At 60.0% G+C, this 14,913-nt stretch carries 16 protein-coding genes; all 16 read left to right on the forward strand.

The features are described 5' to 3' along the window. Positions 1-30 precede the first annotated feature (30 nt). The 16 genes from Q0864_RS02640 (at position 31) to Q0864_RS02715 (ending at position 14,851) form a co-directional block, all read left to right on the forward strand. On the forward strand, positions 31-1,236 hold the full coding sequence (locus Q0864_RS02640; protein WP_298565900.1) for an aminotransferase class I/II-fold pyridoxal phosphate-dependent enzyme: 1,206 nt from the start codon (positions 31-33) through the stop codon (positions 1,234-1,236). A gap of 121 nt (positions 1,237-1,357) precedes the next feature. Further along, complete coding sequence (locus Q0864_RS02645) at positions 1,358-2,518, forward strand: isovaleryl-CoA dehydrogenase (RefSeq protein ID WP_248370296.1); 1,161 nt, start codon at positions 1,358-1,360, stop codon at positions 2,516-2,518. Beyond that, complete coding sequence (locus Q0864_RS02650) at positions 2,518-3,054, forward strand: lysozyme inhibitor LprI family protein (RefSeq protein ID WP_298566176.1); 537 nt, start codon at positions 2,518-2,520, stop codon at positions 3,052-3,054. Before Q0864_RS02645 ends, Q0864_RS02650 begins: the two co-directional genes overlap by 1 nt. A 1-nt stretch (position 3,055) precedes the next feature. Beyond that, entirely contained in the window at positions 3,056-4,660 is a 1,605-nt protein-coding gene (locus Q0864_RS02655) for a carboxyl transferase domain-containing protein (RefSeq protein WP_298565905.1), read from the forward strand. A 3-nt stretch (positions 4,661-4,663) separates the two neighbouring features. Further along, positions 4,664-5,104 carry a thermonuclease family protein gene (locus Q0864_RS02660; RefSeq protein WP_298565908.1) on the forward strand — a complete coding sequence of 147 codons (441 nt, stop codon included), beginning with the start codon at positions 4,664-4,666 and terminating at the stop codon, positions 5,102-5,104. Between the two features lie 81 nt (positions 5,105-5,185). Further along, entirely contained in the window at positions 5,186-7,123 is a 1,938-nt protein-coding gene (locus tag Q0864_RS02665; protein ID WP_298565911.1) for an acetyl/propionyl/methylcrotonyl-CoA carboxylase subunit alpha, read from the forward strand. After that, a complete protein-coding gene (locus Q0864_RS02670; RefSeq protein WP_247035124.1) occupies positions 7,123-7,800 on the forward strand; it encodes a glutathione S-transferase family protein in 678 nt (225 codons plus the stop codon). The genes Q0864_RS02665 and Q0864_RS02670 overlap by 1 nt, the downstream gene beginning before the upstream one ends. Before the next feature lie 5 nt (positions 7,801-7,805). Continuing rightward, on the forward strand, positions 7,806-8,660 hold the full coding sequence (locus Q0864_RS02675) for a hydroxymethylglutaryl-CoA lyase (protein ID WP_298565917.1): 855 nt from the start codon (positions 7,806-7,808) through the stop codon (positions 8,658-8,660). Positions 8,661-8,662: 2 nt separating this feature from the next. Continuing rightward, on the forward strand, positions 8,663-9,445 hold the full coding sequence (locus tag Q0864_RS02680; RefSeq protein ID WP_298565920.1) for a crotonase/enoyl-CoA hydratase family protein: 783 nt from the start codon (positions 8,663-8,665) through the stop codon (positions 9,443-9,445). Positions 9,446-9,467: 22 nt separating this feature from the next. Next, positions 9,468-9,833, forward strand: a complete 366-nt coding sequence (locus Q0864_RS02685; protein ID WP_298565922.1) for a hypothetical protein — start codon at positions 9,468-9,470, stop codon at positions 9,831-9,833. A 300-nt stretch (positions 9,834-10,133) separates the two neighbouring features. Beyond that, the gene (locus Q0864_RS02690; RefSeq protein ID WP_298565925.1) at positions 10,134-10,499 is read left to right on the forward strand and encodes an NADH-quinone oxidoreductase subunit A; all 366 of its coding nucleotides are present in this window, start codon (positions 10,134-10,136) and stop codon (positions 10,497-10,499) included. Further along, positions 10,490-11,023 (forward strand): NADH-quinone oxidoreductase subunit B, encoded by a 534-nt coding sequence (locus Q0864_RS02695; protein ID WP_248370287.1) that lies wholly within the window; start codon positions 10,490-10,492, stop codon positions 11,021-11,023. Before Q0864_RS02690 ends, Q0864_RS02695 begins: the two co-directional genes overlap by 10 nt. A 3-nt stretch (positions 11,024-11,026) precedes the next feature. After that, on the forward strand, positions 11,027-11,638 hold the full coding sequence (locus Q0864_RS02700) for an NADH-quinone oxidoreductase subunit C (RefSeq protein WP_298565927.1): 612 nt from the start codon (positions 11,027-11,029) through the stop codon (positions 11,636-11,638). 5 nt (positions 11,639-11,643) lie between these two features. Beyond that, positions 11,644-12,486 carry a sulfotransferase gene (locus Q0864_RS02705; protein WP_298565930.1) on the forward strand — a complete coding sequence of 281 codons (843 nt, stop codon included), beginning with the start codon at positions 11,644-11,646 and terminating at the stop codon, positions 12,484-12,486. After that, positions 12,486-13,706, forward strand: coding sequence for an NADH-quinone oxidoreductase subunit D (locus Q0864_RS02710; RefSeq protein WP_298566177.1), 1,221 nt, complete (start codon positions 12,486-12,488; stop codon positions 13,704-13,706). Before Q0864_RS02705 ends, Q0864_RS02710 begins: the two co-directional genes overlap by 1 nt. Continuing rightward, on the forward strand, positions 13,706-14,851 hold the full coding sequence (locus Q0864_RS02715) for an NADH-quinone oxidoreductase subunit E (protein WP_298565932.1): 1,146 nt from the start codon (positions 13,706-13,708) through the stop codon (positions 14,849-14,851). Before Q0864_RS02710 ends, Q0864_RS02715 begins: the two co-directional genes overlap by 1 nt. Positions 14,852-14,913: the final 62 nt, after the last annotated feature.

The raw sequence follows: 14,913 nt of genomic DNA on the forward strand, positions 1-14,913 counted from the left end.
GCCGAGCGGCTTCCTGCGCAGGCTCACCACATGACAGAGCGATTCACTGGCAGCTTCACCCAGCAAGAACCGATTCCAGAGGACGGGATTGCCGCGGCAATGGAGGTGCTGCGCCACGGGCGCTTGCACCGCTACAATGTGGCCGAGGGCGAGACGTCCCACACAGCCTTGTTGGAGCAGGAATTCGCCGCCCTGATGGGGTCGAAATACGCGCTGGCGGTGGCGTCAGGCGGGTATGCCATTGCGACCGCCCTGCGCGCGATTGGGGTAGGGCCGGGCGATCAGGTGCTGACCAATGCCTTTACGCTGGCCCCTGTGCCCGGTGCCATTGCCTCCGTCGGCGGCGCGCCGGTATTTGTCGAGGTCACCGAGGCTTTGACAATAGATCTGGACGATCTGGCCGCAAAAGTCGCCGGGCCGGACGCGCCGAAGGTTTTGCTGCTCAGCCATATGCGCGGACATATCTGTGATATGGACCGGCTGATGGAAATTACGGATGCGGCTGGTGTGACGGTGATCGAAGATTGCGCCCACACGATGGGCGCGCGCTGGAATGGCACCCTGTCAGGGCGTCATGGAGCGATGGCGGCCTATTCGACCCAAACCTATAAGCACGCGAATTCGGGTGAAGGTGGGCTTCTGATCTCGGACGATCCCGACCTGATGGCGCGGGCGATTGTGCTGTCAGGCAGCTATATGCTGTATGAACGGCACCTGGCAGGGCCACCACCCGAAGCTTTCGAGCGAATAAAATACCTGACGCCCAACATCTCGGGTAGGATGGACAATTTGCGCGCGGCGATCTTGCGCCCGCAACTGGCGAAGTTGGATGAGCAGTGTGGGGCGTGGAACGCGCGCTATCGTGTCGTCGAGGAGGGGCTGCGAAACACGCCCGGCCTGACACTGATCAATCGCCCTGAGGCGGAAGCCTATGTCATGTCCTCGTTTCAATTCCTGCTGTTGGATTGGGCCGAGGCTGATGTGCAGCAGGTCGTGCAAAAATGCGCAAACCGTGGGGTCGAACTGAAATGGTTCGGCGGGGCCGAGCCGACCGGCTTCACCAGCCGTTATGACAGTTGGCGCTATGCCCAGTCGCCAAAATTGCCGCAGACCGACCGCGTTCTGAAAGCCGTGTTGGATCTGCGCCTGCCGCTGACGTTCAGCCTTGAAGACTGTGCCATGATTGGCCGGATTATCCGTGATGAGGTGTCGACGCGCTTCCAATCCGGGGCCTGACATCGGCGACTGCGACCCTTTGTGACGCTGCGTGCAATTGCTTGCGTATTGACCCGAATCGTCGCTTGCGCGCATAACTGAACAAGCGTTCAATAAACCTGACCACCAAGAGGGGCAGCACATGTTCAATCACTCCATGAATTTCGACCTGGGCGAAGACGTCAATGCAATGCGCGAGATGGTGCACCGCTTTGCACAAGACCGGATCAAACCGATCGCCGGTGAAGTGGACCAGAAGAACGAGTTTCCCAACGAGCTGTGGAAAGAGTTTGGCGAGCTGGGCCTTTTGGGTGTGACCACGCCCGAAGAATACGGCGGTGCCGGCATGACCTATCTGGCGCATGTTGTGATCGTGGAAGAGATCGCGCGGGCCTCGGCCTCGGTCTCGCTGTCCTACGGGGCGCATTCGAACCTGTGTGTGAACCAGATCCGCCGCAATGCGACCGAAGAACAGAAACAGAAATACCTGCCCAAGCTGATTTCCGGCGAGCATGTGGGCGCCTTGGCCATGTCCGAGGCGGGTGCGGGGTCGGACGTCGTTTCGATGAAACTGCGCGCCGAGAAGCGCAACGGCTACTACGTGCTGAACGGCACCAAGTTCTGGATCACCAACGGGCCGGACGCAGACACTTTGGTCGTCTATGCGAAAACCGACCCGGACGCTGGTCCCAAGGGCATCACCACCTTCATCATCGAGAAGGATATGAAGGGCTTCAGCACAAGCCCCCATTTCGACAAGCTGGGGATGCGCGGGTCGAACACCGCCGAGTTGATCTTTGAAGATGTCGAAGTGCCGTTCGAAAATGTGCTGGGCGAAGAAGGAAAAGGCGTGAACGTTCTGATGTCCGGGCTCGACTATGAACGCGTCGTTCTGTCGGGCATCGGCACCGGCATCATGGCCGCCTGCATGGATGAAATCATGCCTTACATGAAAGAGCGCAAGCAGTTTGGTCGCCCCATCGGGGACTTCCAGCTGATGCAGGCCAAGATCGCGGATATGTATACCGCGATGAACTCGGCCCGCGCTTATGTGTATGAGGTCGCCAAGGCGTGTGACCGTGGTCAGGTGACCCGTCAGGACGCCGCGGCCTGTGTGCTTTATGCGTCTGAGGAGGCGATGAAGCAGGCCCACCAAGCGGTGCAGGCGATGGGTGGCTCGGGCTATATGAACGAAACCCCCGTCAGCCGCATGTTCCGTGACGCCAAGTTGATGGAGATCGGCGCCGGCACCTCGGAAATCCGCCGGATGCTGATCGGGCGCGAATTGATGGGCAAGATGTGATGGGCATCCGGGGGTTTATCTTTGCTGCGCTCGTGGCTTTGGCCTCTCCGGCCACAGCCCAAGACATGACCTATAGTTTTCACCCCACAACGGACTGCCTGTCCGCCATGGGGGACGATGGCGACCCGATGCGCTGCGTTGGATCGGCGGCAAATTATTGCATGGAAGCGACCGAAGGCGGGTCAAGCACGGTCGGCATGTCGTCCTGTCTTGGGTTGGAATACGAGGACTGGGATCGCCGCCTGAACCGCGCCTATGGGCTTTTGATGACCCGGTTGAAGGCTGAAGATGAAGAAATGGCAACGCTTGGGTCAGCAGCCCCCAAACAAGCCCCCGCGCTTCTGGACATGCAACGCGCGTGGATCACCTTCCGCGACGCGTCGTGCGATTATGAGCGGTCGAAATGGGGTGGTGGCACGGGCGGTGGCCCTGCGTCCATTGCCTGCATGCTCCAACTGACCGCCCGCCAGGCGCTTGTGCTGGAGGCTGACTTAACCGGCTACGGCGACACAATCTGCAACCACGAAGGATGCTGAGATGAAACTGAATTCCCAAGCCACGCCCGGTTCCGAGGCGTATAAAGCCAACCGCGAAGGCCATCTTGAGGCGCTGCAAGTTGTGGCGGACGCCGCCGAGGCCGCCGTGATGGGTGGCGGGCAGAAATCGCGTGATCGTCACCTGAGCCGTGGCAAGATGTTGCCGCGTGACCGGGTGTCGAACCTGCTCGATCCCGGATCGCCGTTCCTAGAGGTCGGGGCGACGGCGGCGCATGGCATGTATGACGGGGCTGCGCCTTGTGCCGGTGTCATCGCGGGCATTGGTCAGGTGCACGGGCAAGAGGTGATGGTGGTCTGCAACGACGCCACCGTCAAAGGCGGCACCTATTATCCGATGACGGTGAAGAAGCACCTGCGCGCGCAAGAGATTGCCGAGGAATGCAATCTGCCGTGCGTCTATCTGGTCGATAGTGGTGGCGCCAACCTGCCCAATCAGGACGAGGTGTTCCCCGATCGCGATCACTTTGGCCGCATTTTCTATAACCAGGCGCGGATGTCGGCCAAGGGCATCCCGCAGATCGCGGTTGTGATGGGGTCGTGCACCGCCGGGGGCGCTTATGTGCCTGCCATGTCGGACGTGACGATCATCGTGAAAGAGCAGGGGACAATCTTCCTTGCCGGTCCGCCCTTGGTGAAGGCCGCGACGGGCGAGGTCGTTACGGCCGAAGATCTGGGCGGCGGCGACGTGCACACGCGCTTGTCCGGTGTAGCAGATTATCTGGCCGAGGATGACGCCCACGCGCTGGCCTTGGCGCGGCGCGCGGTGGAAAGCCTGAACCGCATCAAGCCGATGACGGTGAAATGGCAGGTATCGGAAGAACCGGCCTATGATCCGGAGGAGTTGCTGGGCGTTGTGCCTGCCGACCTCAAGACGCCTTACGACATTCGCGAAGTGATCATGCGCATCGTCGATGGCTCGCGCTTCGATGAATTCAAGCCGCGCTTTGGCGACACTCTGGTCACAGGATTTGCGCATCTGAAGGGCTGCCCCATCGGGATCATCGCCAACAATGGTGTGATCTTCTCGGAAGCCGCCCAGAAGGGGGCGCATTTCGTGGAACTGTGCAGCCAGCGCAATATACCCTTGGTTTTCCTGCAAAATATCACCGGGTTCATGGTGGGTCGTAAATATGAGAATGAAGGTATCGCGCGCCACGGCGCCAAGATGGTGACGGCTGTGGCAACGACGAACGTGCCGAAGGTGACGATGGTTGTGGGCGGCTCTTACGGGGCTGGCAACTACGGCATGGCTGGACGCGCATACCAGCCGCGTTTCATGTGGTCCTGGCCGAACTCGCGGATTTCCGTGATGGGGGGCGAGCAGGCGGCGGGCGTGTTGGCCACCGTAAAGCGCGACGCCATTGAGCGTCAGGGCGGTGAATGGTCGGCGGAAGAAGAAGCCGCCTTCAAACAACCCACCATCGATATGTTCGAGGAACAGTCCCATCCCCTCTATGCCTCGGCGCGGATGTGGGATGACGGCGTGATCGACCCGCGTAAATCGCGCGAGGTGCTGTATCTGTCGCTGCTGGCGGCGCTGAATGCCCCGATCGAGCCGACGAAATTCGGCGTGTTCCGGATGTAAGCCTTGGACACGAACCTCGTCATATACTGCGGACTGACGCTGTTGATCCTCTATTCGCTGGCCGAGCAGATTGCGCCCGTGCCGCGCAAAAGTGGGATTGCGGGCTGTGTGGTCGGCTTTGTCTATGACGGGGATACGGTAGAGCTGAAATGCTCCGACCGCACGCGCACTGCCCGGCTGGTGGGGTTTGACACGCCCGAGACGAAGGACGCCGGATGCGCTGCTGAGAAGGCACTGGGCGACAAGGCCACGCGCCGTTTGCGTGTGATCGTTGAAGGTGCAGACCTTACGTTGCGCCATGACGGGCACGACAAGTATGGGCGCGAGTTGGTGCGGTTGTCAGCGGACGGACAAGATGTTGGTAAGACGCTGGTCCGTGAAGGATTGGCGGTTGCCTATAATGCTGGCGCGCGGATCAATTGGTGTGATCGCTTGGGCGGCTGACTTGATTTTACACCTCCGCCAGACCGGGGGTGCGTTGAAATTTCGGGGCGCAATGCGGCCCCACCCGAAGGAGGAACCTTGATGTTCACGAAAATCCTGATTGCCAACCGGGGCGAAATTGCCTGCCGCGTGATCGACACCGCCCGCAAGCTGGGTGTGACCACGGTGGCGGTTTATTCCGACGCCGACGCGGCCGCGCGCCATGTGAAAATGGCGGACGAAGCCGTGCATATCGGCCCGTCGCAACCCGCGCAGTCTTACCTGAAGGGTGATGTCATCATTCAGGCAGCACTTGATACCGGCGCGCAGGCGATCCATCCGGGTTATGGGTTTCTGTCGGAAAACCCTGAATTTGTAGATGCGGTTGAAAAAGCCGGGTTGGTCTTCATCGGTCCGTCGTCAGACGCGATCCGCAAGATGGGGCTGAAAGATGCCGCCAAGAAACTGATGGTTGAGGCTGGTGTGCCCGTCGTGCCCGGCTATCACGGTGCAGACCAAGACCCCGCGCTGCTGGCGTCAGAGGCTGACAAGATGGGCTATCCCGTGTTGATCAAGGCCGTGGCAGGCGGTGGTGGCAAGGGGATGCGCCGGGTTGATGATCCCAAGGATTTTGCCGACGCGCTGAAATCTGCGCAGGGCGAAGCCCAGACCGCTTTTGGCAACGCTGACGTGCTGGTCGAAAAATACATCCTGTCTCCGCGCCACATCGAGGTTCAGGTCTTCGGCGACGGCACCCACGCGGTGCACCTGTTCGAACGCGACTGCTCGCTGCAACGTCGCCACCAGAAGGTGATCGAAGAAGCGCCAGCGCCGGGCATGACCGAAGAGGTCCGCGAGGCGATGGGGCAGGCGGGCGTGCGCGCAGCCGAAGCCATCGGCTACAAGGGCGCAGGCACGGTGGAATTCATTGTCGACGGCGCAAACGGTCTGCGCACCGACGGGTTCTGGTTCATGGAAATGAACACACGCCTGCAAGTGGAACATCCCGTGACCGAAGCCATCACCGGCGTCGATCTGGTCGAATGGCAATTGCGCGTGGCCTCAGGCGAGGGGCTGCCCAAGCAGCAGGACGAACTGAGCATCAACGGCCATTCTTTCGAAGCGCGGCTCTATGCCGAGGACGTGCCGAAGGGTTTCCTGCCCGCCACCGGCACGCTGACCCATCTGAAATTCCCCGAAGGCGCGCGGGCCGATACTGGCGTGCGGGCGGGCGACACGATCAGCCCGTTCTATGACCCGATGATCGCCAAGATCACCGTGCATGCAGGATCACGTGCGGCGGCTCTGCGGCAATTGTCGTCGGCGCTGACCCATACCGAGGTGGCGGGTTCCGTCACGAACCTCGCCTTTCTCGGGGCGTTGACCCGACACGAGGGCTTTGCGGCAGGCGATGTGGATACCGGACTGATCGAACGCGATCTAGAGGCGCTGACCGCCGACCCCGGCCCAAGCATGGCTGATGTGGGGGCAGCCGCGCTGTGTGCACTGGATTTGCTAAAGCGCGAAGGGTCGGGCTTTACGCTCTGGGGTGGATTGAACCACTTTGTGACACTGACCCATGCCGAAGATACATATGAGGTTGTTGTGACCTCTTATGGTGCTGACCGTCATGTGATCACCGTTGGGGAAGACAGCATCGAGGCCACGTGCCTCAATGGCCAATGGAAGATGGGCGGCGACCGCGGGCCGCGCGTCGCAATGGCGGGCAATGTCGTGACCGTCTTTGCGCAATCCGGGCTGGAATTCCACATCGTTGATCCGTTGGACCAAGACGCGGGCGCGGGTGCAGGGGCCGGTGTGGTCGAAGCACCGATGCCGGGTCTTGTGAAAGCCGTCTTTGCCAAAGCAGGGCAGGTGGTCAAGCAAGGCGACCGGTTGGCCATTCTGGAAGCCATGAAAATGGAACACAGCCTGACCGCCGCGCGCGATGGTGTCGTGGCCGAGGTGCTGGTTGCCGATGGCGATCAGGTCGAAGCGGGCGCGCCGCTTGTGCGTCTTGAGGAAGAAGAGGAAAGTTGATGACCTTCCGCCTGCATCACGTGCAATATGCCCGCTCGATCCGGGTGCTGTGGCTGATCGAAGAGATCGGACTGGAGGATAAGCTGGGCCGCACGCTTGAGGTGGTGGAGTATCAGATCGGCTCGAAACAGATGTATGAGGGCGAATTGCCCAAAGTCTCGACCGCGTCGCGGGTGCCTGCCTTGGAGATTGGTAATAAACGGATCAGCGAAAGCGGCGCCATCGTTCAGTATTTGATCGAGGAGTTTGCCCCCGAACTGGGTGTCGATCCCGGCGGGGCAGAACGGACGGATTACCTGCAATGGATTCACTACTCCGAGACCATGGCCAGCTTGGTCGAGCAGTTGAACCTGCAAATGGTATTCCTGCGCCCGCCTGCCAAACCCAGCCCCATCGTGATCAAGCTGAACGTGGCGCGGTTGCGGCACACGTTGGTGGGGCTTGAAGCGCGGCTGGAAGGTCGCGACTGGCTGCTGGACAAGGGGTTCTCGGGCGCGGACATCATGTTGGCCTTCAACCTGTTCGCCGTGCCTTACTATGTGAAACTGGACGAATTCCCGAACATTCTGGCCTACAAGGCGCGGGTCGAGGCGATGCCGTCCTATCAGCGGGTGATCGAGCGCGAAGGCGAGCAGCGGTTCTATCACCAGGATTTCTATCCGGTTCCAGAGGAGTAACCCCGATGGATTATGTCGAAATATTCGAGGTCGGCCCGCGCGACGGGCTGCAAAACGAGAAACGCCAGATCCCGACCGAGGACAAGATCGCGCTGGTTGATCTTCTGTCCGGTGCGGGTTTCAAACGGATCGAGGTCGCGAGCTTCGTCAGCCCCAAATGGGTGCCGCAAATGGCGGACAGTGCCGAAGTGCTGGCAGGGATCACGCGGGCCAAGGATGTGTCCTATGCGGCGCTGACCCCGAACCTGCGCGGGTTCGAAGGCGCGCTGGCGGCCAAGGCGGACGAGATCGCGATATTCGGCTCGGCGTCTGAGGGGTTCTCCAAGGCCAATATCAACTGCACTATCGCCGAAAGCCTTGAACGCTTTCAGCCCGTGGCGGATGCGGCGCGCGCGGCGGGGATCATGATGCGGGGCTATATCTCGTGCGTGACCGACTGCCCGTTCGACGGGCCGACCCCGCCCGACAAGGTGGCGTGGGTGGCCGATCAGCTGATCGCCATGGGGTGTTATGAAATCTCGCTGGGCGACACGATCGGGCAGGCGACACCCGCAAGCATCGACGCGATGCTGGATGCGGTGCTGAGCGTGGCGGGTCCAGATATGTTCGCGGGCCATTACCACGACACGGCGGGCCGGGCTTGCGACAATATCGAGGCGTCGTTGAAAAAGGGTCTGCGCGTGTTTGACGCTGCGGTGGGTGGCCTTGGCGGTTGCCCCTATGCCCCGGGAGCTCAAGGTAACGTGGCGACCGAGGCGGTGCATGACCGCGTCACGGCGCTGGGCTATTCGACCGGGTTGGACCGGGACATTCTTGAAAAGGCTGCCCAGATGGCGCGGCAAATGCGGGCAGGGGACTGATCATGGCTTACGAAACGATTTCCATAAGCGCTGACGAGCGTGGCGTGGCGACATTGCTTCTGGACCGTGCGGACAAGCACAATGCGCTCAGCGCCAAGATGATCGAGGAACTGACTGACGCCGCCCACGCGCTGGGCGCTGATGACGCGGTGCGCGTGGTGATCCTGACCGGCGCGGGCAAAAGTTTTTGCGCGGGCGGGGATCTGCGCTGGATGCAAGACCAGATGGCAGCCGACCCGGAAACACGGGGGATCGAGGCCAAGAAGCTCGCTATGATGCTGAACGCGCTTAATGAAATGCCAAAACCTCTGATTGCCAAGGTGCAGGGGCAGGCGTTTGGTGGTGGGGTTGGCATGGCGTCGGTGTCCGATGTCTCCATCGGTGTGACCGGCGCAAAATTCGGTCTGACCGAAACGCGGCTGGGCCTAATCCCGGCCACCATCGGTCCCTATGTGCTGGCCCGTCTGGGCGAGGCGATGGCGCGCCGCGTGTTCATGTCGGCGCGTATTTTTAATGCCGAGGAAGCGGTCACGCTGGGCCTTCTGGCGAAAGCCGTCGCGCCCGAGGAGCTGGACGCGGCGGTCGAGGCAGAGGTGAAACCCTACCTGTCCGTTGCCCCCGGTGCAGTTGCCGAAGCCAAAGCGCTGACACGCAGACTTGGCCCCCCCATCACCGAGGCGATCATTGACGAAACCATCGCGGGTCTGGTTGCACGTTGGGAAAGCGCCGAAGCGCAAGAAGGCATTGCCGCGTTCTTTGACAAGCGCAAGCCAAGCTGGGCGTGATGCTTGACCTGACTGAGAGCTAATGATCTGGGCCGGATACATCTATGTCGCGTTGATCGCCATCGTTATGCTGTTTCAGGCGTGCATGGCGGCAGGTGCACCATGGGGCCACTTGGCGAATGGCGGCAGGTGGCCGGGACAGTTGCCAGTGCCGATGCGGTTCGCGGCGGTGGGGCAGGGAGCAATACTTGGCTTGATGGGCTGGGCGATGGCAGCGCGGGCAGGAATTGTTGGCACGCTTCCTGTTTGGACCTTCTGGGCGGCGCTGGGGGTGACTGTCATGACATGTGTCGCAAACCTTGCCACCCCGTCGCGACCCGAGCGGCGGATCTGGGGGCCGGTGACCGTTCTTCTGGTCCTGTGCGGGCTGCGACTTGCCTGGGGTTAGCCCTGCGGGATTTCAAGCAGGTGAGTCTCTTTTCCCAAGCCGGTTTTGCCGGCCATTTGCTGCGCGACGGCAAAACATGATGGTTTTTTGGTTAACAGGTGACGAATTTCTGCACACGCAAAATGCTTAACCTGTGGCTAAAACCCTTGCAAACAACGGTATACTGAGAGGTCAGCCCTTGGTTTTGCGCTCGCATTCACAAACTCGAATGCGATATGCACTCGGTTGACCCTGCGAACCCGCAAAGGTAAACCGCTGATAGCTAGCGACAGGCGGGTAAACCGTTCAAAGGAGCCACACGTGGAAGACCTTCTCAGAGAATATCTCCCCATTATCATTTTCCTTGGATTAGCCATTGTTATCGGACTTGTTCTGATCCTTGCAGCCGTTGTGCTGGCAGTGCGCAATCCTGATCCCGAAAAACTCAGCGCTTACGAATGCGGGTTCAACGCCTTTGACGACGCGCGGATGAAGTTCGATGTCCGGTTTTATCTGGTGGCGATCCTGTTCATCATTTTTGACCTCGAGATCGCATTCCTGTTCCCCTGGGCCGTGGCCTTCAAGGATGTTGGCATGGTCGGGTTCTGGTCGATGATGGTGTTCCTGGCTGTTCTGACAATCGGCTTTGCCTATGAGTGGAAAAAAGGGGCGCTCGAATGGGAGTGATGACTGGAGCCAACACGGCACAAGGCGACCGCGAACACGGCACGCGCCTGATGAACGAGCAATTGGCCGACAAGGGCTTTTTGCTGACCACCACCGACGACATCATCAACTGGGCGCGCACCGGGTCGCTGCACTGGATGACCTTTGGTCTGGCCTGCTGTGCTGTTGAAATGATGCACGCCTCGATGCCGCGCTATGATCTAGAGCGTTATGGCATTGCGCCGCGCGCTTCGCCACGCCAGTCGGACGTGATGATCGTGGCTGGCACGTTGACCAACAAGATGGCTCCGGCACTGCGCAAGGTCTACGACCAGATGCCCGATCCGCGTTACGTGATCTCGATGGGATCGTGCGCGAATGGCGGTGGCTATTACCACTATTCCTATTCCGTCGTGCGCGGTTGTGACCGGATCGTTCCCGTGGACATCTATGTCCCCGGCTGCCCGCCGACCGCCGAAGCACTGGTCTACGGTATCCTGCAACTGCAACGCAAAATTCGCCGCACCGGCACGATTGTGAGGTAAGCAATGAGCGACGCCCTGAACGAACTAGGCGGTCTGCTGGAAGCAAAACGCCCCGACTGTGTGCTGAGCTGGGACATCGCCTTTGGCGAGTTGACCGTCAATGTGCCGCTGTCGGCCATTCCGGCCTTCATCGAGTTTCTGAAAGCTGACAGGGCGTGCATGTTCTCGACGCTGGTGGATATCACTGCGGTGGATTACCCATCGCGCGAACAACGTTTCGACTTGGTTTACCACTTCCTGTCGATGTACACGAACCAGCGCATCCGCGTGAAGGTTGCTGTGCGCGAAGATGATATGGTGCCGTCGATCACTGACGTTCACCCCTCGGCCGGCTGGTTTGAACGCGAAGTGTTCGACATGTTCGGCATCCTGTTTTCGGGCCACCCCGACCTGCGTCGCATCCTGACCGATTATGGGTTTAAGGGTCACCCGCTGCGCAAGGATTTCCCCACCACGGGTTACACCGAAGTGCGCTATGACGAAGTTGAAAAGCGCGTGGTTTACGAACCCGTGTCGCTGACCCAGGAATATCGCCAGTTCGACTTCATGTCGCCGTGGGAAGGGGCCAACTACATCCTGCCCGGTGATGAAAAATCTGACGAGGCCAAGGGCTGAAGCAGATGAGCGGGCAAACCTTCATATTCTGCCTTGGGGCAACGAAAGCTGGCACAAGCTGGCTGTTCGACTACCTCTATGGTCACCGGGAGTGTCATTTCCCGGCGGTGAAGGAATTGCACTATTTCGACGCTTTGGAGCAGGGCAATGGCGCGTGGCACCGCAAAGAAGCCCAAGCGCGGCTTGATCGCGCCCGTGCCGAGAAGCCGACCGCGTGGCAACACCGCCTTGTCGCTGATCTGGAACGCTGGCTTGCGACTTTTGACGGCAAGACCCGCGATGACGCCGCCTATCTGAACTATGTGCAGGAAGGTGGGGAAAAGGCCCGTGTGATCGGCGATTTCACCCCCGCTTACGGATTGCTCAAAGAAAAGACGCTGGCGACGATGGCCGCACTGACAGACAAAGTGCGCTTTGTTTACCTGATGCGCGATCCGGTGGACCGGATCTGGTCGAATATCCGCATGGTCGCGGGGGCCGGGGGCCAGACGGCGCTGGATGCGAAGGTTGACGGTGTGTTGAACGGCACCGCCGACAATATCCTTGACCGTTCGAATTATCGCCGGACGCTGAACCGGCTGACCCGCGCGATCCCGCGCGAGGCGCTGCATATCGAATTTTATGAACGGCTTTTCACACCTGCCGCCATCGAACGCTTGTGCGCGTTTCTGGGGATTGTCCCCCAGCCCGCACCGTTTGACCGCATGGTGCACCAAAGCGTGAAAGCCGCGCTGCCGATGGGCCAACGCGCCCAACTGCAAGCAGCACTGAAACCGCAATACAATTTCGTCGAGAAGTTCATGGGTGAGCTTCCGTCGGAATGGACCCAGAAGATGGTGAGCGCATGATGGACGGATCCAAGGACTTCGACGACGCCCTGACCGGCGAACAGAAGATCCGCAACTTCAACATCAATTTCGGCCCGCAACACCCGGCCGCCCACGGCGTGCTTCGCATGGTGTTGGAACTGGACGGCGAGATTGTCGAACGTGCTGACCCGCATATCGGCCTGCTGCACCGTGGCACCGAAAAGCTGATGGAAAGCCGCACCTATCTGCAAAACCTGCCCTATTTCGACCGGCTCGACTATGTGGCGCCGATGAACCAGGAACACGCCTGGTGTCTGGCGATTGAAAAGCTGACGGGCGTGGAAGTGCCGCGTCGCGGCTCTCTGATCCGGGTTCTGTTTTCGGAAATCGGCCGCATCATGAACCACGTGTTCAACGTGACCACGCAGGCGATGGACGTTGGCGCTCTGACGCCGCCGCTGTGGGGGCTTGAGGCGCGTGAAAACCTGATGATCTTTTACGAACGGGCTTGTGGTGCACGCATGCACGCGGCCTATTTCCGCCCCGGTGGGGTGCATCAGGATCTTCCGCCTGACCTGATCGACGATATCGAGGCATGGGCCAATGGCTTCCCGCAAGTGCTGGACGACATCGGCGGTCTGCTGACCGAGAACCGCATCTTCAAACAGCGAAACGTCGATATTGGCGTTGTGACCGAAGAAGACATCCAGAATTACGGCTATTCCGGAATTATGGCGCGCGGATCGGGGTTGGCGTGGGACCTGCGTCGCGCTCAGCCTTACGAATGCTACGACGAGTTTGAGTTCCAGGTTCCCGTCGGCACCAAGGGCGATTGTTATGACCGTTATCTGGTCCGCTTGGAAGAGATGCGCCAGTCGCTGTCGATCATTCACCAAGCCATTGCCAAGCTGCGCGCGCCCGAAGGGCAGGGCGACGTGCTGGCGCGTGGTAAACTGACACCGCCGTCGCGTGGCGATATGAAGCGATCAATGGAAAGCCTGATCCACCATTTCAAGCTTTACACCGAAGGCTTCAAGGTCCCAGCAGGCGAGGTTTATGCCGCCGTCGAAGCGCCCAAGGGCGAGTTTGGCGTCTATCTTGTGTCGGACGGGTCAAACAAACCCTACCGCGCCAAGATCCGCGCGCCCGGATACCTTCACCTGCAGTCAATGAACCATGTGGCCACAGGCCACCAACTGGCCGACGTCGCCGCCATTATCGGCACCATGGACATCGTGTTTGGGGAGATCGACCGCTAATGCTCCGCCGTTTGCATCATGAACAACCCGAAAGCTTCGCTTTCACGCCCGCCAACCTTGCGTGGGCCGAAGGGCAGATTTCGAAATACCCCGAAGGACGTCAGGCCTCGGCTGTGATCCCGCTTTTGTGGCGCGCGCAGGAACAGGAAGGCTGGCTGACCAAGCCTGCGATTGAACATATCGCTGATATGCTGGACATGGCCGATATCCGGGTGCTGGAAGTGGCCTCGTTCTACTTCATGTTCCAGCTACAACCTGTTGGTTCTGTGGCAAATATCCAGATTTGTGGCACAACGTCCTGCATGATCTGTGGTGCGGAAGATCTGATCGCGGTGTGCCGTGAAAAGATCGCCGACAAGCCGCATGTCGTGTCTGCCGATGGCAAGTTCAGCTGGGAAGAGGTCGAATGCTTGGGTGCCTGCACCAACGCGCCGATGGCCCAGATCGGTAAGGATTATTACGAAGATCTGACCGCCGAAACCTTCGCCAAGCTGCTGGATGATCTGGCCGCTGGCAAAGTGCCCGTGCCGGGCCCGCAGAACGGGCGTTATGCGTCCGAACCTCTGTCGGGTCTGACCAGCCTGAAAGAATATGACAGCGGCAAGACGCAGTATAACGCGAGCGCGCAACTGGCCACCGATCTTGGCGACACGGTCAAACGGATCGACGGCACCGAAGTGCCTTTGTTGACGCCGTGGCTGGGCAAGAACGCGACCAGCGGCAAGACGCAGCCACCGAAACCGGCGGCAAGCGCGAAGCCTGCAAACAAGCAAAAACCAGTGCGCAAAGTGCCCGAGGACGACAGCAAGAAAATTGCCAAACCTCCGGTGAAGCCTGCCGTTGCGCCGGTTGCGGGAACAGAAACCAAGAAACCGCGCGTCATGAAGACCCCCCGCAAGTCGGGTGCGGATGACCTGAAACTGCTGAAGGGCGTTGGCCCCAAGCTGGAAGGTGTCCTGAATGGCCTTGGCTTCTGGCATTTTGATCAGGTTGCCAAATGGGGTGCGGAAGAAATTGCCTGGGTTGACGATCAATTGTCCTTCAAAGGTCGGATTGAGCGTGACGGATGGGTAGAGCAAGCCAAGATCCTTGCAGAAGGCGGTGACACCGCGTTCTCACGCAAGGGCAAGAAGGGCAAGGTCTGACAGGAACCAGGTATGTTGACGGGTCGTTTGGAACATAAGCGTAAGAAAAGGCAGAAAAATGC

It is taken from the genome of uncultured Aliiroseovarius sp. (genome assembly GCF_947497285.1).
Taxonomy (GTDB): Bacteria; Pseudomonadota; Alphaproteobacteria; order Rhodobacterales; family Rhodobacteraceae; genus Aliiroseovarius.